The 19,682-nt window shown below is 43.1% G+C and carries 16 protein-coding genes; 11 read left to right on the forward strand and 5 right to left on the reverse strand.

Going from position 1 to position 19,682, the window contains the following annotated elements:
• Nucleotides 1-256: 256 nt before the first annotated feature.
• On the forward strand, nucleotides 257-2,200 hold the full coding sequence (gene thrS, locus GMC92_RS05810; RefSeq protein ID WP_155199959.1) for a threonine--tRNA ligase: 1,944 nt from the start codon (nucleotides 257-259) through the stop codon (nucleotides 2,198-2,200).
• A gap of 211 nt (nucleotides 2,201-2,411) precedes the next feature.
• On the opposite strand, the gene GMC92_RS05815 is transcribed toward thrS, so the two are convergent.
• Complete coding sequence (locus GMC92_RS05815) at nucleotides 2,412-3,461, reverse strand: DUF389 domain-containing protein (RefSeq protein ID WP_155199960.1); 1,050 nt, start codon at nucleotides 3,459-3,461, stop codon at nucleotides 2,412-2,414.
• Between the two features lie 887 nt (nucleotides 3,462-4,348).
• On the opposite strand from GMC92_RS05815, the gene yycF reads away from it, so the two are divergent.
• The 10 genes from yycF to ftsY all read left to right on the forward strand — a co-directional run bounded on the left by yycF (nucleotide 4,349) and on the right by ftsY (nucleotide 15,921).
• Entirely contained in the window at nucleotides 4,349-5,050 is a 702-nt protein-coding gene (yycF, locus tag GMC92_RS05825) for a response regulator YycF (protein WP_003008151.1), read from the forward strand.
• Nucleotides 5,043-6,395 carry a cell wall metabolism sensor histidine kinase VicK gene (vicK, locus tag GMC92_RS05830; protein ID WP_003008150.1) on the forward strand — a complete coding sequence of 451 codons (1,353 nt, stop codon included), beginning with the start codon at nucleotides 5,043-5,045 and terminating at the stop codon, nucleotides 6,393-6,395. Before yycF ends, vicK begins: the two co-directional genes overlap by 8 nt.
• A 7-nt stretch (nucleotides 6,396-6,402) precedes the next feature.
• Nucleotides 6,403-7,212, forward strand: a complete 810-nt coding sequence (locus tag GMC92_RS05835; protein ID WP_023918725.1) for an MBL fold metallo-hydrolase — start codon at nucleotides 6,403-6,405, stop codon at nucleotides 7,210-7,212.
• A 148-nt stretch (nucleotides 7,213-7,360) separates the two neighbouring features.
• Nucleotides 7,361-7,912 carry a putative periplasmic lipoprotein gene (locus tag GMC92_RS05840; RefSeq protein WP_070665433.1) on the forward strand — a complete coding sequence of 184 codons (552 nt, stop codon included), beginning with the start codon at nucleotides 7,361-7,363 and terminating at the stop codon, nucleotides 7,910-7,912.
• Nucleotides 7,913-7,945: 33 nt separating this feature from the next.
• Complete coding sequence (locus GMC92_RS05845; protein WP_070665432.1) at nucleotides 7,946-8,332, forward strand: YbaN family protein; 387 nt, start codon at nucleotides 7,946-7,948, stop codon at nucleotides 8,330-8,332.
• Between the two features lie 99 nt (nucleotides 8,333-8,431).
• Nucleotides 8,432-9,133: a ribonuclease III gene (rnc, locus tag GMC92_RS05850; protein WP_049475143.1), complete on the forward strand. Its 702-nt coding sequence runs from the start codon at nucleotides 8,432-8,434 to the stop codon at nucleotides 9,131-9,133.
• Complete coding sequence (gene smc, locus GMC92_RS05855) at nucleotides 9,124-12,660, forward strand: chromosome segregation protein SMC (protein WP_155199961.1); 3,537 nt, start codon at nucleotides 9,124-9,126, stop codon at nucleotides 12,658-12,660. Before rnc ends, smc begins: the two co-directional genes overlap by 10 nt.
• Entirely contained in the window at nucleotides 12,650-13,456 is an 807-nt protein-coding gene (locus GMC92_RS05860) for a Cof-type HAD-IIB family hydrolase (protein WP_155199962.1), read from the forward strand. The genes smc and GMC92_RS05860 overlap by 11 nt, the downstream gene beginning before the upstream one ends.
• Nucleotides 13,453-14,274 carry a Cof-type HAD-IIB family hydrolase gene (locus tag GMC92_RS05865; protein ID WP_155199963.1) on the forward strand — a complete coding sequence of 274 codons (822 nt, stop codon included), beginning with the start codon at nucleotides 13,453-13,455 and terminating at the stop codon, nucleotides 14,272-14,274. Before GMC92_RS05860 ends, GMC92_RS05865 begins: the two co-directional genes overlap by 4 nt.
• A complete protein-coding gene (ftsY, locus tag GMC92_RS05870; protein ID WP_155199964.1) occupies nucleotides 14,275-15,921 on the forward strand; it encodes a signal recognition particle-docking protein FtsY in 1,647 nt (548 codons plus the stop codon).
• Nucleotides 15,922-16,012: 91 nt separating this feature from the next.
• On the opposite strand, the gene zwf is transcribed toward ftsY, so the two are convergent.
• The 4 genes from zwf to GMC92_RS10740 all read right to left on the reverse strand — a co-directional run bounded on the left by zwf (nucleotide 16,013) and on the right by GMC92_RS10740 (nucleotide 19,550).
• Complete coding sequence (gene zwf / locus GMC92_RS05875) at nucleotides 16,013-17,479, reverse strand: glucose-6-phosphate dehydrogenase (protein WP_155199965.1); 1,467 nt, start codon at nucleotides 17,477-17,479, stop codon at nucleotides 16,013-16,015.
• Nucleotides 17,480-17,683: 204 nt separating this feature from the next.
• Nucleotides 17,684-18,499, reverse strand: coding sequence for a TIGR03943 family putative permease subunit (locus tag GMC92_RS05880; protein ID WP_155199966.1), 816 nt, complete (start codon nucleotides 18,497-18,499; stop codon nucleotides 17,684-17,686).
• Nucleotides 18,496-19,401, reverse strand: coding sequence for a permease (locus GMC92_RS05885; RefSeq protein ID WP_014713646.1), 906 nt, complete (start codon nucleotides 19,399-19,401; stop codon nucleotides 18,496-18,498). The genes GMC92_RS05880 and GMC92_RS05885 overlap by 4 nt, the downstream gene beginning before the upstream one ends.
• Nucleotides 19,401-19,550: an SPJ_0845 family protein gene (locus tag GMC92_RS10740; RefSeq protein ID WP_003008123.1), complete on the reverse strand. Its 150-nt coding sequence runs from the start codon at nucleotides 19,548-19,550 to the stop codon at nucleotides 19,401-19,403. The genes GMC92_RS05885 and GMC92_RS10740 overlap by 1 nt, the downstream gene beginning before the upstream one ends.
• Between the last annotated feature and the right edge of the window lie 132 nt (nucleotides 19,551-19,682).

Raw genomic sequence — 19,682 nt, forward strand, 5'->3', positions numbered from 1 at the left:
GAAATCGCGTAGAGGATAGGTTTGGGACTACTCGTGATTCTTTTATGCAAACATAAAACGGTGGCTACGTTAGAGCCAATCAGAGGTGTCCCTCTTTTTTGAGGAACATAAATGAAGGTGGAACCACGTTGCGACGTCCTTTCGAGGAGGTCGCTTTTTTGATTTCTTAATGAAGCAATCAAAAGGAGTGACGATTCCAATGTTCAAAGACACCTCCTACCCATTTAGCTACTAAAAACTTTATAAGGAGAAAATCATGATTAAGATTACTTTCCCAGATGGCGCTGTTCGTGATTTCGAATCTGGCGTTACTACTTTTGAAATTGCCCAATCTATCAGCAATTCCCTAGCTAAAAAAGCTCTTGCTGGTAAATTCAACGGCAAATTGATTGACACAACTCGTGCGATCACTGAAGACGGAAGCATTGAAATCGTGACACCTGATCACGAAGATGCTCTTCCAATCTTGCGTCACTCAGCGGCTCACTTGTTCGCTCAAGCAGCTCGTCGCCTCTTCCCAGATATCCACTTGGGTGTCGGTCCAGCCATCGAAGATGGTTTCTACTACGATACAGACAACCAAGCTGGTCAAATCTCTAACGAAGACCTTCCTCGTATCGAAGAAGAAATGAAGAAAATCGTGAAAGAAAACTTCCCATCTATTCGTGAAGAAGTGACCAAAGATGAAGCGCGTGAAATCTTCAAAAATGATCCATACAAATTGGAATTGATCGAAGAACACTCTGAAGACGAAGGTGGTTTGACCATCTACCGTCAAGGTGAGTACGTAGACCTTTGCCGTGGCCCACACGTCCCATCAACTGGTCGTATCCAAATCTTCCACCTTTTGAATGTGGCAGGTGCTTACTGGCGTGGTAATAGCGACAATGCGATGATGCAACGGATTTACGGTACTGCTTGGTTCGACAAGAAAGATTTGAAGAACTACCTTCAAATGCGTGAAGAAGCTAAGGAACGTGACCACCGTAAACTTGGTAAAGAGCTTGACCTCTTCATGATTTCTCAAGAAGTTGGTCAAGGTCTTCCATTCTGGTTGCCAAATGGTGCGACCATCCGTCGTGAGTTGGAACGCTATATCGTTGATAAAGAAGTAGCAGCAGGCTACCAACACGTCTACACTCCACCAATTGCTTCTGTAGAACTTTATAAAACTTCAGGTCACTGGGATCACTACCGTGAAGACATGTTCCCACCAATGGATATGGGGGATGGAGAAGAGTTTGTTCTTCGTCCAATGAACTGTCCTCACCACATTGAAGTCTACAAACATCATGTGCACTCTTACCGTGAATTGCCTATCCGTATCGCTGAAATTGGTATGATGCACCGTTATGAAAAATCTGGTGCTCTGACTGGTTTGCAACGTGTGCGTGAAATGTCTCTGAATGATGGTCATACTTTTGTGGCTCCAGAACAAATCGAGGAAGAATTCAAGAAGATCCTTCAATTGATCATCGATGTGTATGAAGACTTTAACTTGACAGATTACCGTTTCCGCTTGTCTTACCGTGATCCTGAAGACAAACACAAATACTTTGATAACGATGAAATGTGGGAAAATGCTCAACGCATGTTGAAAGCAGCCGTTGATGATATGGGTGTTGAGTACTATGAAGCTGAAGGAGAAGCAGCCTTCTACGGACCAAAATTGGATATCCAAGTGAAAACAGCTCTTGGTAAAGAAGAAACTCTTTCTACGATCCAATTGGACTTCTTGCTTCCAGAACGCTTTGATCTTCATTACATTGGAGCAGACGGGGAAGAACACCGTCCAGTCATGATCCACCGTGGGGTAATCTCAACCATGGAACGCTTTACTGCGATCTTGATTGAAAACTACAAGGGAGCTTTCCCAACCTGGCTTGCCCCTCACCAAGTAACTCTCATCCCAGTATCGAACGAAAAACACGTGGACTACGCTTGGGAAGTAGCTAAGAAACTTCGTGACCGTGGTGTCCGTGCCGATGTAGACGAACGCAATGAGAAAATGCAGTTCAAGATTCGTGCTTCTCAAACTCAAAAAATTCCTTACCAATTAATCGTTGGTGACAAGGAAATGGAAGAGCAGGCTGTAAACGTTCGCCGTTATGGTCAAAAAGAAACAGAAGCCATGCCGGTAGATACATTTGTAGAATTGATTCTTGCAGATATTGCAAATAAATCTCGTGTTGAGAAATAAAACGATCACAGTCTGATAAATATTTTTTAGTAAGAAAAAGCAACAACTATTTCAGTTGTTGCTTTTTCTATTTTGTTTAACCTGAGCTAGTAGTGATCGGTCAAATCGCCACAAATAGTATCCTCATCAACAATCCTTTCTATCCATGAACTTTTGGATATAGGATATCCTCCCAAGATTTGCTCCCATGAGTTAGATAAGTTGACTATCCTCAATCCTTGTCTGCTTCATTTTCTTTTACGAGATCGTTTTGTGAATCTTTTTCAGAGAGTTTTTGATCGATATACTTGTCAATGTTTTCGTAAAATTCCTTGGTCGTCTCACTATCTAATTTTGTCGAATTATGGACTTGATTGACTTTCAATTGAACAGATTCAATACCGTAAGAGTCTTGTTTTTGGCGAATGGTTTCTAATTCTTCTTCTGAAATCGGATCTCCAACAACTGTCAAGACCAATTCATTGCTACTTGACTTGTAGACTTGATTAATGATCGTATGATTGGCAAACTCTTTTCCTACAAACTGTTTGATCCCTTCTTTTCGTGCTTGATCCATCGTCAGAGTGACTGCTGAATAGCTGGCTGGAAGAACCAATAATACAATCAAGGAGATCAACCCAATTCTCATTTTCATGTTTAGCTCTTTAAATGAACTTAAGGGAGATTGTCTCATCATAATTCTTGTTCCAACAATATTGATTAGCATGATAAAGACACAGTTGATCAAGAAAAGATAGAGAGCCCCAAATAAAAATCGTACATTTCCATTAGCTAAACCATAGCCTGCAGTGCAGATAGGTGGCATCAGAGCTGTTGCAATAGCTACTCCTGGCACGATATTGTTTGCTTCTTTTTTCCTTGAACCAATGACACCTGCTATCCCACCCGCAATAGCAATGAGAACATCCCAAATGGTTGGAGAGGTTCGTGCAATCAATTCGCTACTTGCATAAGATAAGGGAGAAATCCAGAAATATAGAGTCGAGACAAGCAAACTGACCAATACTTGAGTAAATAAAACCCCTAGAGATTGCTTGATTAAACGCGTATCAAAAATAGCTAAACCAAACCCCAGTCCAATAATCGGTGTCATAAGAGGGGAAATCAGCATGGCTCCAATAATGACAGCTGTTGAATTCATATTTAGACCTATAGAGGCAATAAAAATCGAACACATCAAAATCATTGTATCTCTTAATCGAACATGAAGGTCATCATATAGTTTCTCGCGGAATTCACGTGTTGAATAGTTTCCGGACATTGGTTACTCCTTTTATTTCATATAATCTTGTTTCTGCATGGATGATGGTAGAGAGACTTCTGTCCAAACTGACATGTTTTTAATTCTTACCTGTGATTCTTTTGAACATTATCTTTTAAATATCCATCAGTCCATCCTTGACATTATATCAAAAATTTTACAGTCTTTCTCTGAAGAAATCAATTGATTTAAAAGATAGAGAAAGGAAGTAATTTTTGTATCCTTATCCGAATAAGAAGAAAAACGATATCTCCTCTGAAAATAGATACCGTTTTAATGTTTAAACAGTATGAGTTTGTAGCAGCAATCCTAGCAGATATCGCCAACAAATCACGTGTTGAGAAATAATGAAAAAATAAAAAGATTAAGGATAAAACAATCTAAAAAACCTTCCCTTAGGTGAGTAAGAACGTCAGCGAACTTCTATGAAGTTCCAAAACTCCCGAGTGAGAGTGGGACAGAAATCGGTAATTCGTTAGAATTCGATTTCGTCGTCCCACCTCCGCACAGTTGAGTAGGGCTGTAAAAGCTGATGAAATCAGCGTAGTAGATCCCACTCAACCACTGCGTCTTGCTCGACAATCCAAAAATAATTGAGAGGCTAGGACTTTTGTCCCACTCTCACTTTTCACACGACGGAAAGTTTTCTAAATATGATTTATTAGCTATAGCAAGTAGGAAATTAACTTTTTTTAGAATCACTCAAGTGATTTTATCTTCTACATATCATTCGTTTTTTCTGAGACTGAGATTTTAACTTCTCGGTCTTTTTTACCCTTTCTTATAGGAAAGTCCAGCAATTGAGGCTCCACATTTCTTCATAAGTTTGATATAATAAGAAGATAGAGATTGATTAGGAAAAGAAGCATTAGAAACAGGTATGTAAGATGAAAAAAATATTAGTAGTTGATGATGAAAAACCAATTTCAGATATTATCAAATTTAACATGGCAAAAGAGGGCTATGAAGTCTTGACAGCCTTTGATGGCCGGGAAGCTTTGGAAGTCTTTGCGGCTGAGAATCCGGATATTATTATTCTAGATTTGATGTTGCCAGAGATTGATGGTCTGGAAGTGGCGCGTACCATTCGCAAGACCAGCAATGTGCCCATCATTGTCCTTTCTGCCAAAGATACAGAATTTGATAAGGTTATCGGACTTGAAATTGGTGCTGATGACTATGTGACCAAACCCTTCTCTAATCGGGAATTGCAAGCGCGTGTGAAGGCCTTGTTGCGTCGTTCGGAGTTTGCGGCTGATCCTCAGCTTGAAAATGAGGCCGATACGGAAATTGTCATTGGTGATCTTCACATTCTTCCAGATGCCTTCTTGGTTCAAAAAGGCAACAAAGAATTGGACTTGACCCATCGTGAGTTTGAATTGCTCTATCACCTTGCGACCCATGTCGGTCAAGTGATGACCCGTGAACACCTTCTTGAGACGGTGTGGGGCTATGATTACTTTGGTGATGTTCGGACAGTAGACGTGACGGTTCGTCGGTTGCGTGAAAAAATCGAGGACACACCGGGGCGTCCGGAATATATCTTGACCCGCCGTGGTGTCGGATATTATATGAGAAACAATGATTGATCAACTAAAACAATTTGTAATGTCGTCGAACTTTGTCTTTGTTCTGATTACGGTTGGGTTTATCATTGTGGTAGCCTTGCTTTTGTTAGAAAACCGTAGGGACAATATTAAGCTCAGACAATTAAACGCCAAAATTAAGGATCTGATTGCAGGGGACTATTCTGAAGTGGTCGACATGCAAGGGAGTCCAGAACTGACAGATATGACCAATAGTATCAATGATCTGTCTGAGGTTATTCGCCTGACGCATGAAAACTTGGAACAAGAAACCAAGCGTTTGACCAGTATCCTTTCTTACATGACAGATGGGGTGCTTGCGACCAATAGACGTGGTCAGATCATCATGGTCAATGAAATGGCCGCCAAGCAATTGAATGTTAATCCGGATGAGGTGCTCAATACCAGTATTCTGGATTTGCTTTCGCTTGGAGATGACTATGATCTGCGCAGCTTGATTACAGAAGTACCAGAGTTGACCATCGATTCCCAGGATGAAAATGGGGAATACATAAGTCTTCGTGTGCGCTTTGCCTTGATTCGTCGCGAGTCAGGTTTTATCTCTGGTCTGGTAGCTGTCTTGCACGATACGACAGAGCAGGACAAGGAAGAACGGGAACGTCGCCTCTTTGTTTCCAATGTGAGTCATGAATTACGAACACCGTTGACCAGTGTGAAATCCTATCTGGAAGCCCTAGACGATGGCGCTTTGTCAGAGCCGGTAGCACCAGATTTTGTCAAGGTTTCACTCAATGAAACCAACCGCATGATGCGCATGGTCACAGATCTATTGAGCTTGTCACGAATCGATAATGAAACCAGTCAGTTGGACATCGAGTTGACCAACTTTACGGCCTTTATCACCTTTATTTTGAACCGGTTTGATAAGATCAAGAGTCAATCGCAAGAAGATACTAAGAAGTATGAACTGATCCGGGAATACCCGATCACCCCGATCTGGGTTGAAATTGATACGGATAAAATGACCCAGGTGATCGACAATATCTTGAACAATGCCATCAAGTACTCACCTGATGGTGGAAAGATCAAGGTAGGGATGAAAACGACAGATGCCCAGTTGATTATCTCCATCTCAGATGAGGGCTTGGGAATTCCCAAGAAAGACTTGCCTCGCATTTTTGATCGCTTTTACCGAGTGGATAAGGCACGTAGCCGGGCCCAAGGAGGGACTGGTCTAGGCTTAGCCATTGCTAAGGAGATCGTTAAGCAACACAAAGGCTTTATTTGGGCCAAGAGTGAATATGGCAAGGGATCTACCTTTACCATTGTCTTGCCGTACGACAAAGATGCTATTAAAGACGACTGGGATACAGAAGAGGAAGAATAAGGAGTCAATGACAGAAGAGGGATTTAAGTACAGTATTTTAGCTTCAGGTTCTAGTGGGAATTCTTTCTACCTTGAGACGCCAAAGAAAAAACTGCTTATTGATGCAGGGTTATCAGGGAAAAAGATTACGGGACTATTGGCTGAAATTGATCGCAAACCAGAAGACTTAGATGCCATTTTGATTACGCACGAACACTCAGACCATATTCATGGTGTGGGTGTTTTAGCGCGGAAATATGGCATGGATCTATATGCTAATGAAGCAACTTGGAAGGCTATGGAAGGCACCAAGTATCTAGGGAAAGTCGATGATGCTCAAAAGCACATCTTTGAAATGGGGAAGACCAAGACATTTGGCGATATCGATATCGAAAGTTTTGGGGTCAGTCACGATGCTGCTGCCCCTCAATTCTATCGCTTTATGAAGGATGGCAAGAGCTTCGTCATGCTGACGGATACGGGCTATGTGAGTGATCGCTTGGCAGGTATCGTCGCGGATGCGGATGGCTATTTGATTGAGTCCAACCATGATGTAGAGATCCTTCGAGCAGGTTCTTATGCTTGGCGCCTGAAGCAGCGGATCTTGTCAGACCTAGGCCACCTTTCTAACGAAGATGGTGCCGATGCCATGATCCGAACCTTGGGGAATCGCACCAAGAAGATTTATCTGGGACATTTGTCAAAAGAGAACAATATCAAAGAATTGGCCCATATGACCATGGAGAATCAACTAGCTCGAGCAGATCTAGCTGTTGGCCATGATTTTGAGGTGTTAGATACCTCGCCAGATACCGCGACCCCTTTGACGAAGATATAAGATAGAAAACCACCTTCGGGTGGTTTTTTATCTGCCTATTTGAGGAAATCTATATCTAGTAATGAATTTGCTCTTTACCCAAAATTCGTGTATGATAGGAAAGAACGAATTCTGAGTGAGAATCACGAAAGTAGAGGAGAGATAATAAATGAAAAAAATGATGTTATTACTGGCTGGTTTGGTTGCTTTAACTGCTTGTAGTCAGTCTAAGCAAGCTACGAAAGAGTCGACTTCCAATCAAACGACGAAGGAAACAAAAATATCAGAGTCTTCTAAAGATAAAGAAGAAAAAGGTTTGAAATTTGTAGTAGCACCTCAGTATGAAGGTAAAACGTCTGATCTCATCGAGCTAGGAAAAAAATTGGTCAAGGAACATCCTGAACTCGGAAGTGAAGGTAATATGGCGCTCTACTTCACGGGAGCTATTTCTGAAGGAAGAGCTGCACTCATGCTGGTCAATAAGACAGATGTAGATATCAAGAAAGATTTAAATTTTTCAATTACGTGGTCTTATGATAGCAAGACTATTTTTGAGAATCAAAAGGTTAGCTATTTCATCAAAGATAGTGGTGAATTACCCTCTCATACAGCAACTATGATATTATTACCATTGAACGAGGAGCAAATGAAGATTGTCGATGGAATGTCAGACCCATCTAAGATGAAGCTTCAAATGTCAGACGTGAACGCTGTAGAGTGATAGCAAAAAATGAATCATACAAAGGAGAAGTAAATGCGCCTTGTTTATCTTACGATTGGTTTTGTGTCTTTGGGATTAGGAATTATTGGGATTCCTTTACCGATTTTACCGACGACTCCCTTTTTACTGCTATCGATGGCCTGCTTTGCTAAAAGTTCCAAACGCTTTGAAACCTGGCTCTACCAAACCAAGCTTTATCAAACCTATGTAGCGGATTACCGAGAGACCAAATCGATTGCCAAAGAACGGAAGAAATGGATCCTTCTTCAGATCTACATTCTGATGGGGATTTCGATCTATCTGGCACCGATTATTTGGGTGAAGCTTGCTCTAGGTGCTTTGACGATTTTTATCACCTATTATCTCTTAAAAGTGATTCCCAATAAGTCCGAAAATCAAACAGAAGAAGATCCTGATTAAAATTGGAGAATTCAGGCCCTAGAACTAGGAAAAGAAGTGCGTTCGTGCTTCTTTTTTGGTATACTTAAGAGTATGAATTTATTAGAAAGTAGGCTTCCCATGGAGAAATTACAAGCCCTGTTATCGGAACGGTTTCAGATCGTTTTTTCAGATAGCAGTTTATTAGATACAGCTTTTACGCACACCTCTTATGCCAATGAGCACCGCCTCTTAAAAATTTCACATAACGAACGTTTGGAATTTTTAGGAGACGCTGTTCTTCAATTAGTTATTTCCGAATATTTGTATAAGGAACACCCCAACAGACCGGAGGGAGATTTGTCCAAATTCCGTTCTATGATTGTCCGTGAAGAAAGTCTGGCTGGTTTTTCTCGGGATTGCCACTTTGACCATTTCATCAAACTAGGCAAGGGCGAAGAAAAATCTGGTGGTCGGGACCGCGATACGATTCTTGGCGACTTATTTGAAGCTTTTTTAGGTGCTCTTTTACTGGATCAAGGAGTGGAAGCAGTCAAACGCTTCATCTATCAGGTCATGATTCCAAAGGTTGAAACGGGTCAATTTTCTCAAGTCATTGACTACAAGACTCGTCTGCAAGAACTGTTACAGGTTCACGGAGATGTGGAGATCCAATACCAAGTGGTTAGCGAGTCCGGTCCAGCTCATGCGAAAGAGTTTGAAGTAGAAGTGTTCGTGAACGGTCAAACGATGGGACATGGTCATGGTCGTTCCAAGAAATTAGCGGAGCAGGAAGCAGCCCGCAATGCAGTTGAAACGAGGAATGATGGGCCATGTATCTAAAAGAGATTGAAATCCAAGGCTTTAAATCCTTTGCGGATAAGACAAAAGTCGTATTTGACAAAGGGGTCACTGCCGTTGTAGGGCCTAATGGATCTGGAAAATCAAATATCACGGAGAGTTTGCGCTGGGCCCTGGGGGAATCTAGCGTCAAGAGTTTACGCGGGGGCAAGATGCCCGATGTCATCTTTGCAGGGACAGAATCGCGTAAACCGCTGAATTATGCCTGTGTCACAGTTGTCTTAGATAACCAGGATGGTTTTATCCAGCAGGCTGGTAAAGAAATCCGGGTCGAACGGCATATTTATCGTTCAGGAGACAGCGAGTACAAGATCGACGGCAAGAAAGTACGTCTCAGAGATGTTCATGATTTGTTCATGGATACGGGATTGGGACGGGATTCCTTCTCCATTATCTCTCAAGGACGGGTAGAGGAGATCTTTAACTCCAAACCGGAAGAACGCCGGGCTATCTTTGAAGAAGCTGCTGGTGTCTTGAAATTTAAGACGCGGCGCAAGGAAACCGAGACCAAACTCAACCAAACCCAGGAGAATTTGGACCGTCTGGAGGACATCCTCTATGAATTAGAAGGACAGATCCAACCTCTTGAAAAGCAAGCGACTGTCGCTCGCCGTTTCTTGAAATTAGATCAAGAACGGCAGGTTCTCTTGCTGGATGTTTTGGTCGCTCAAGTTGATTTGACAAAAGAGCTCTACGAAAAGGCTGATCAAGAAGAAAAGGCCATTCAAGAAAAGTTGGCCTCTTATTACCAACGTCGTCAGGTCTTAGAAGAAGATAATGTACGTATCAAGAAAGCCCGTCATCAGTTGGATGAGAGCTTAGCTGAGGACCAGGCCAGCTTGCTTGAGGTCACTCGTTTGATCAGTGATTTAGAAAAGCAAATCGAAGTAGCTAAGTTGCAATCGAGTCAAGCAGCCCATAGTCGCAGGGAAAATCTTGAGCGGCTGGATGCTGTTTTGGCCCGTCTGGAAGAAGCGAAACAAGAGCTGGCTCAAAAACAAGAGACGTTAGCTGTGCTTCAACAAAGGCTGACAGAGAACCGTCAGCAACAAGAAGAGTTGGAAAAAGAATTAGCCAACTACGAAGAAGATCCGGAACAAGTCATTGAGCATCTACGCGAGCAGTATGTCGCGCTCTTGCAGACGGAGGCTGAAAAATCGAATGAGCGGACAGCCATTGAGAGCCGGATCCAAGCACTCCTGCAAGAATCAAGCCATCGTCAAGAGGATTTGACCAAAGCACAAACAAACTTTGAAACTGCCAAGGAAAAAGAAGTCCGACAATTGGAAGAGTTGGATCAGGCACAAGCAACGGTCAAAGGTTTACTAGTAGAATATCAAGAGCAATTGGTAAAAGTGGAGCAAGCCAAAGCTGCCTACCAAGAGGCTCAAGCGGCCATGTTTGACTTGATGGATGAGAGCAAGAATAAGCGGGCGCGGATCAATAGCTTGGAAGCTATTCAGAAGAATCATAGTAACTTCTATGCAGGCGTCAAGAGCGTTTTGCAAGAAGCAGAACGGTTAGGAGGCATCTGTGGGGCTGTTAGTGAGAATTTGAGTTTCTCAAAAGACTACCAGACGGCGCTTGAAATTGCTCTGGGAGCTAGCAGCCAACAGATCATTGTCGAGGATGAAAAGGCTGCAACGCGAGCGATCGATTTCTTGAAACGCAATCGTTTGGGACGGGCAACTTTCCTTCCACTAACGACCATCAAAGCTCGTCAACTATCCCCTCGGAATCTGGAATTGATTCAAGCCAGTGCAGGATTTTTAGGAATTGCGAGTGACTTAGTGACCTATGAGCATCGTTTTGAACAGATTTTCCAAAACCTGCTTGGCGTAACGGCCATCTTTGATACGACGGAGCATGCGCGTGAGGCGGCCCGTAAAGTCAACTATCAAGTTCGGATGGTGACCTTGGATGGGACTGAATTGCGGACCGGAGGATCATATGCCGGTGGTGCCAACCGTTCCCAAAATACGGTCTTTGTCAAACCAGAATTGGATAGTTTGAAGCAGGAAATGCAAGCTCTGGATGCTCGTTTGAGAGAAGCTGAGCAGGAAGTAGAAACCAAAGACAATCTGCTCAAGCAGGCGCAAGAATACCTGGCCTCTATTCAAAGCCAGGGTGAGCAAGCGCGTCTGGAGCAACAGCGAGCCCAATTGGCCTACCAACAAAGCCAAGAGCAACTGAAAGAAATTCAGGAACTCTTAGAAGCTTTGAAGTCAGAATTAGCAACAGATGCGACCCAGTCTCTCCAAGAAGAGCTGGAGTCCCTTACTGAGCAATTGGCAGAAATTGAGCTTCAAAAAGAAAATCTGAATCGCGACATTGAAACCATGAAGTCGGATAAAGATGTCTTGCAACAAAAGGTACAAAACCTGCAAGAACAATTGGCAGAATTGCGACTTCAACAGACGGAATGGTTGAGCCAACAAAGCTATGAGCAAACAGATGCTCGTCGCTTGGAAGAAACGATCTCTCAGTTGGAAGTAGAAGAGCATCAGTTGCAATTGCTGATTGAACAAGGCGAGGCTCAAGTTCAGACAGTGGATGTGGAGCAGCTAGCCAATCAATTGGCACAGGCCCAAGCTAAGAAAACGGACTTGGAACAAGGAGTTATTCGGAAACGCTTTGAGCTGGATGATTTGGAAGGCCAGGCCGAAGATGTGGCAGAACAGATGGAACAAGCTCGCAAGAAAAACGAAGAGTGGATTCGTCAACAAGCCAAGGCTGAAGCGACACGTGAAAAGCATGCGGATCGCTTGAACAAGCTCTTAACGCAAATTACCGATGAATTCATGCAAAGCTTTGACCAAGCCAAAGAACAGGCCAAACCTGTTGAAAATCTTGCAGCAGCTGAAAACCAGCTCAAGAGCATCGAAAAAGATATTAAGGCACTTGGTCCAGTCAATGTGGATGCGATCGAGCAGTACGACGAGGTGAAGGGGCGCTTTGATTTCCTTTCCAGCCAGCGTGAGGATGTCTTGGCTGCGAAAAATATGCTTCTGTCTACCATCAACGACATGAATGACGAGGTCAAGGAACGCTTTAAATCAACTTTTGAAGCCATTCGTGAATCCTTTAAAGTCACTTTCCGTCAAATGTTTGGTGGGGGTTCTGCTGATTTGATTCTGACAGAGCCAGATCTTCTGACAGCTGGTGTTGAGATTTCTGTGCAGCCACCTGGTAAAAAAATCCAATCCTTAAACCTCATGAGTGGTGGAGAAAAGGCCTTGTCTGCCTTGGCTCTCCTGTTCTCGATTATTCGTGTCAAGACCATTCCATTTGTCATTCTAGATGAGGTAGAGGCTGCCCTAGATGAGGCCAATGTCAAGCGCTTTGGAGATTATCTGAACCGCTTTGATAAGGAAAGCCAATTTATTGTCGTGACGCACCGGAAGGGAACCATGTCAGCTGCAGATTCCATCTATGGTGTGACCATGCAGGAATCTGGGGTTTCTAAAATCGTCTCAGTAAAATTGAAAGACTTAGAAAATGAAGAATAATGATATTAAATTGATCGCTACGGATATGGATGGAACCTTTCTAAATGACCAACATCAGTACGATCAAGAGCTTTTACGCAAGGTATTAGCAAGCTGCAAAGAAAAAGGCATCTATTTTGCTGCTGCAAGTGGCCGTGCCCTCCTTTCACTCAAATCCCTCTTTAAAGGATTTGAAGACCAGATGATTTTCATTGCTGAAAATGGTAGTGTGGTAGAATTTCATGGAGAAGATCTCTACGAAGCGACTATGTCCAAAGACTTTTATTTGGGTGTTTTTGAATCTTTGAAATCCTCACCTTATGCAGACCCCAATAAACTGCTTTTGACGGGGAAAAAAGGAAGCTATGTCTTAGAATCAGTAGATCCCGACTATCTGGCCTTGAGTCAGCACTATAATGAAAACATTCAAAAAGTGAAAAGTCTAGCGGATATTCAGGATGAAATTTTCAAATTGACCACCAACTTTGATGCAGCTCTTGTTCTTGAAGGTGAGCAATGGGTCACTGAGAATATCCCCGGTGTCAAAGCGATGACGACAGGTTTTGAATCGATTGATATTGTCCTCGATTATGTCGATAAGGGAGTGGCCATTACCGCCTTAGCGGATAAACTAGGGATCTCGATGGATCAGGTGATGGCTTTCGGGGATAACTTAAATGACCTCCATATGATGCAAGTCGTGGGCCATCCTGTAGCGCCAGAAAATGCACGTCCTGAAATCTTGGCGATTGCTGAAACAGTCATTGGTCACCATGAGACTGGTTCTGTCCTACGCTACATGGAGGAAATTGTATGAGTCAGATTTCCTTGATTGCGCTGGATTTAGATGGGACCCTTCTCAATTCAGAAAAAAAGATCTCCCCTCGCAATAGAGCAGCCCTCGCTGCTGCACAGGCTCAAGGTGTCAAGGTGGTTCTAACCACTGGTCGTCCCTTGAAAGCCATGGATTTTCTTTTGGAAGAATTGGGAACAGCAGGCCTCAAAGAAGAGTATACGATTACCTTCAACGGTGGTCTAGTGCAGCGAAATAATGGAGAAATCCTCTCAAAAGTTGTCTTGGCACCAGAAGATGTCGCAACAATTCATGATGAAACAGCCCGTCTAGGACTTCCGCTGGATGCTATCAGTGAGGGAACGGTTTATGAGATTCATGCAGATCGAAAGTCTCTCTATTCCCTTTACAATCCCTACCTGAACTTTATTGAAACAGATTTTAAAGACCTGCCATCCACGATTTCCTACAACAAGTGTGTGACAGCAGTCGATCAAGACTTTTTAGATGCAGCGATAAAGCAGATCAAGCCGGACTTATTTCAAGACTATGAAATTTTTAAATCTCGGGAAATGTTGTTGGAATGGTGCCCTAAAAATGTTCACAAGGCGACAGGTTTAGAGGCACTGGCAGCTATTTTGGGTCTTGAGGCAGATCAAGTCATGGCCTGTGGAGATGAAGCCAATGACCTGTCTATGATCCAGTGGGCTGGACTGGGGGTTGCCATGGGCAATGCGATTCCAGCAGTGAAGGAAGTTGCAGCGCTTGTGGCTCCTGTGACCAATGACCAGGATGCCGTCGCATGGGCGATTGAAAATTATGTGCTAAAGGAGAGTGAATAAATGGGATTATTTGATCGTTTATTTGGAAAAAAAGAAGAAACTGAAAAAGTGCTTCCGTCTTCTGAAGAAGTGACGGAAAGTACTGAGGTTGAAGAAACTGTCAAAGAGGAGCCGGCGGCTACCTTAAATGACAAGGAAGAGCAAAAAATCGCAGATATGGAGGCTTATTACCAAGATCTTAAAGCGCGAATTGCAGCCACTCATCAACCTGTTTCAACCGTTGCTCAAGAAGAGCCGGCAGAGGAACCTCTTGTAGAAGAAAAAGCTAATGAAGACCAAGTACCAGTAGAGGAGTCTCCAGTTGTTTTTGAACCTGTTCAAACAGAAGCAATTCCTCAAGAAGTTTCACCACTAGCTGATGACACGGAGACTGAGCCTCTTGAAGAAGTGAAAATTGAAGCGGAAGAAACTGAAGATGGTGAGGAAGCAGATGGGGCTAACGGTTCAGAACTGGAAGAAGAGTCACCGATTGCTTCTCCATCATCTGAAGCTGAGCTAGTAGAAGGGAGCACGACAGAAGAGGAGTCTCCAGAACTAGTAGAAGCTCAGGATGAGGTTTCAGAACCTGAAGTATCAGAAGCGATCGCTCAAGTGGAAGAAACTTCAGAAGTTGCAGAAGCTGAGTCCAGACTTCCTCAAGGAGAAGCAGCATCAACCGTTGAGGAAAGAACTGTTGAAGAGGCAGAGCAGCCAATTCCAGACGAGGTTAAGCCTCAGCAAGAAACCATTCAGGAAAAATACGATCGTAGCTTGAAAAAGACACGGACTGGATTTGGAGCACGTCTCAATGCCTTCTTTGCTAATTTCCGTTCAGTCGATGAAGAATTCTTTGAAGAATTGGAAGAACTCTTGATCATGAGTGACGTTGGGGTTCAAGTGGCCTCTAATTTAACCGAAGAGTTGCGCTATGAAGCCCGTTTGGAAAATGCCAAAAAACCAGATGCTCTCAAACGCGTGATCATCGAAAAATTGGTGGACTTGTATGAAAAGGATGGCCAATTTAATGAAGCCATTCGTTTTCAAGAAGGCCTTACGGTCATGCTCTTTGTTGGGGTCAATGGAGTTGGTAAAACCACATCTATCGGGAAGTTAGCCCACCGCTACAAACAAGAAGGCAAGAAAGTCATGTTGGTTGCAGCAGATACTTTCCGTGCAGGAGCAGTGGCTCAACTGGCAGAATGGGGACGCCGTGTAGACGTTCCAGTTGTAACAGGTCCTGAAAAATCAGATCCTGCTAGCGTCGTCTTTGATGGAATGGAACGTGCGATCGCTGAAAACATCGATGTTCTGATGATTGATACGGCGGGTCGTCTGCAAAACAAGGACAACCTCATGGCGGAGCTTGAAAAAATCGGCCGGATTATCAAGCGAGTGGTGCCTGATGCGCCGCATGAAACCTTGCTGGCCCTCGATGCATCGACTGGTCAAAATGCCTTGGTGCAAGCCAAAGAATTTTCAAAAATTACGCCTGTGACAGGAATTGTATTGACCAAGATCGATGGAACGGCTCGAGGTGGGGTCGTCCTTGCGATCCGTGAAGAGTTGGACATTCCAGTGAAGTTGATTGGATTCGGAGAAAAGATTGATGACATCGGACCATTCCATTCAGAAAACTTCATGAGAGGCCTCTTGGAAGGCTTGATTTAAGAGTCGAATAGAAAAAGACAAATTGTTGGAAGAACAATTTGTCTTTTTGTTTCCTTGCGCTATCAAAAAAACCACCCGAAGGTGGCTTTCCTTAATTCTTAGGTTCAGGTTTCCAAACCCATTCGGCTCCGTATTCTGCAAGGAGATCATCGGATGCAGTTGGTCCCATGGATCCAGACTTGTATTCATAGAGTGGTGCTCCATTTTCGGCCCATAGTTTTTCGATTCGGTCAATCAATTGCCATGAAGCACGAACTTCGTGCCAGTGGCTGTAATTGGTTGAGTCATTGTTCAAAACGTCAAAAATTAATTTTTCATACGGCTCTGGGGAAGCTCCAGTTGCAGTCGCATCTGTTTCGTAATCAAAGGAAATCGGTGCGATGCTGAATGTTTCTCCGACCTCTTTCCCGTTGATGCTCAATGAGAAACCTTCGTTTGGTTGGATATAAATGGTCAAGACATTTGGTTGCAAGCTATGTCCAAAGATGGAATCGGTTTGCTTGAAGACCACATTGACCATGGTTCCTTTTTGGGTCAAGCGTTTTCCGGTACGGAAGAAGAAAGGCACTCCGCGGAAGCGATCGCTATCAACAAAGAACGTACCAGAAGCATAGGTTTCTGTAGTAGATTCAGGGTCGACATTGGGCTCACTGCGATAAGAGATATCTTTTTTCCCTTCGATCGTACCTGAATGGTATTGACCACGGATAAAGAATTTCTTCAGTTCCTCATCTGTTGGATTGTGCAATTGCTCAAAAACTTTAACTTTTTCTGCCCGAATTGCATCCTTGGTAAAGGTAGCTGGTTTATCCATGGCAAGCAATGACAAAAGCTGAAGGGTATGGTTTTGCACCATATCTCGAAGGGCCCCAGAATGATCATAGTAGCCACCGCGTTCTTCAACTCCTAAGCGTTCAGCAAAGGTAATTTGGATGTTGTCAATAAAATCTCGGTTCCAAAGGTTATCAAAAATAAGATTTCCGAAACGAATGGCAAAGATATTTTGGATCATTTCTTTTCCAAGGTAATGGTCGATCCGGAAGATTTGTTCTTCATCAAAGGTTTCTTCCAATTCCTTGTTGAGCTGACTTGCAGTTTCCAAATCTGTACCGAAAGGTTTTTCAACGATCAAGCGCTCAAAGCCTTGCCCATCCACAATGCCTTCTGATTTGAGGTGTTTGGCAATGGTTCCAAAAAATTGAGGAGCCATGGACAAGAAGAAGACCTTGTTGTGTTCTGTTTGGTATTTTTCATCCAAGCTATTTTGCAATTCACGCAGGGCGATGTAATGTTCGGTATCATTGACATCGTGGCTTTGGTAGTAGAAATGACTAGCGAATTCTTGAGCTTGTTGTGGGCTATCTGCCAGATCTGTGATGGATTCTACCACAACTGATTCAAAGTACTCCTTGCTCCATGGTCTGCGAGCTGTTCCGATAACCGCAAAGTGTTCAGATAGATTTCCTGATTTATAGAGTCTAAAAAGGGATGGGTAGAGTTTGCGCTTGGCTAAATCTCCACTGGCCCCGAAAATGGTTACAATAACTTTTGAAGACATTTAAGTACCTATTTCCTATTTTATTAACCATATTTTACCATAAAATCTACAAGATTTCTTTGATGGAATCGTTGTTCCGAATATTTTCCGCTTGGATTAGAGGATTTGAGAGGAAAGCATAGAAAAAGCTAGAACCAATGTGGATTCTAGCTTGAGCTGTTATAAAATGTTTGGATCGACCACCGAAGAAACTTGGTGAATCCATCAGAATACGCGGTAGACATAAGGATTATCCGGTTTTGTAATGGTCTGGCAATCGCTAATGTGGAGGACAGGCAAGCTTTGCTTGAGCTGCTTGTGGTATTCAATGGACAAGGTTCCTTTCGCATGGATCCAGGTATTGTTTTCGAAATGCTGCGGAGCACCTGTCGTTAAGAGACCGTAGACGCCGGAATCTGCGATACAGTGGATGATCCCAAAGCGAAAGAGAAATTGGCTGTCCTTGTTATTGGGGTCATTGTATACAAAGCCGGTCAGTTCGATCGTCTTTCCTGCAAATTGGTCAGGATAATCATAAATAACTTCCATGACTTCCATGTAATTCTCAGTGGTCACCTGAATTACTTTTTTATCAACATATTTCTTTGCAGCCTGCTTCATTTCTGACTCATAGGCTGACTTGGTAAAATAGCTACTAGTATCTGGTTTGAGATACTGGGTTGTTGTCCCTTCGTCCTGCTGGATTTCCTTGGAAGAACCGGCTGCAACCGGGAAGTGGTAGCCTTTGGCAGAGACTGTTTGGGAATCCAGTGTCACTGTAGGGAAAAATAGCCCGACAAACAAAGGAATACAGAGCAAGAAGATACTCGCCACTTTTGCCCAGAAGCCAGAGAGATGACTGTGGATCTTCATCTGCTTGACCCAGATGATCAGCTGCACAAGAGCTAAAACAAAGGACAAGAACATGGAAATATAAGTCAAGTAAGAATAGTGTAAGTTGATGTATTGATTGAGCTTACCAGATAATTGCAGGTACATGGTGAGCTCAAAATAGCCAGCTAATATCAAGAAACGAATCATAGCACTACCCCCACAAACCAAGCATAAAGGAGCACAACTCCACTCACAATTCCGATAAATTGCCAGATAAAACGGGTCTTGAGATAATTTTTCATCATGAGGAGATTTTTGACATCAAGCATAGGCCCAATCACCAGAAAGGCAAGAACAGGCGCTACTCCAAAACTTGTTAGAAGAGAGGATCCAACAAAGGCGTCCGCCTCGCTACAAAGTGAGAGGAGAAAGGACAAGACCATGAGAAGGAGAATAGCAATAACCGGTGTCGCACTGATCGAAGTGAGGATCCGTGTTGGGACATAGACTTGGACGAGGCTGGCAAAGAGACAACCAAATACCAAGTAGCGTCCTGTATCAAAGAATTCATCAATGGCTTGCACCAAGACTTGAAAGAGCTTTTGGCCTTTGCTCAAGTCCCTAAAATCATGTTCATGTACAGCCTTACGATGTTCTTTTTGGATCGAATCTGTCTGAATAAAACCAAGAAAGATCCCTAGTACCGTTGCGACCAGTAGGGAACCAAGGGCGCGGTAGAGGGCCATCTTGACAGAATTCCCAAAGGCTGAGTAGGTCGCAAAGAGAACGATAGGATTGATGACCGGTGCTGTCACCAGAAAGGGAACAGCAGTATAACTTGGGACTTTCTTTTCTAGAAAGCGATTGATAATGGGAACAATCCCACATTCACAGGAAGGAAAGATAAAACCGATAAAAGTCCCAAAGAAGATCCGCCCAAATTTATTCTTGGGAAGAAAGCGGTAGACCCTCTCGGGGGTGATATAGACCTCGATAATCCCTGAAATGATACTCCCGATTAGGACAAACGGTAGGGCCTCGATAATAATCGAGAGAAAAATAGCCCCAGCCTGCAAGACGCTAGAGGGAAGGTGTTGAAAGAATGTCATTACTTAACCTTCTTTGCTTCTTTAGTTGTAGCAGTTTCTGCCTTCTTTTTTTCTTCGGGGAATTCGACTGTTTTTTCTACATCCGGAAAACTCGCAAAATTTTCAAACATTTTATCAAGATCATCTGTTTTTGAGAATTTAATAGCCATTGTTGGGCCTCCTTTTTATTTTCTTTCATTATAACAAAAAGGAAAGAGCAAGGGGGAAATGGAGCATAAAAGGAAGGATCCATAGGGTCAAAATTATTCTATGAAAAATCCCTGAAACAGAGACCAGAACAG

Origin of the sequence: Streptococcus parasanguinis, from assembly GCF_009717775.1 — a bacterium.
Taxonomy (GTDB): domain Bacteria; phylum Bacillota; class Bacilli; order Lactobacillales; family Streptococcaceae; genus Streptococcus; species Streptococcus parasanguinis_AG.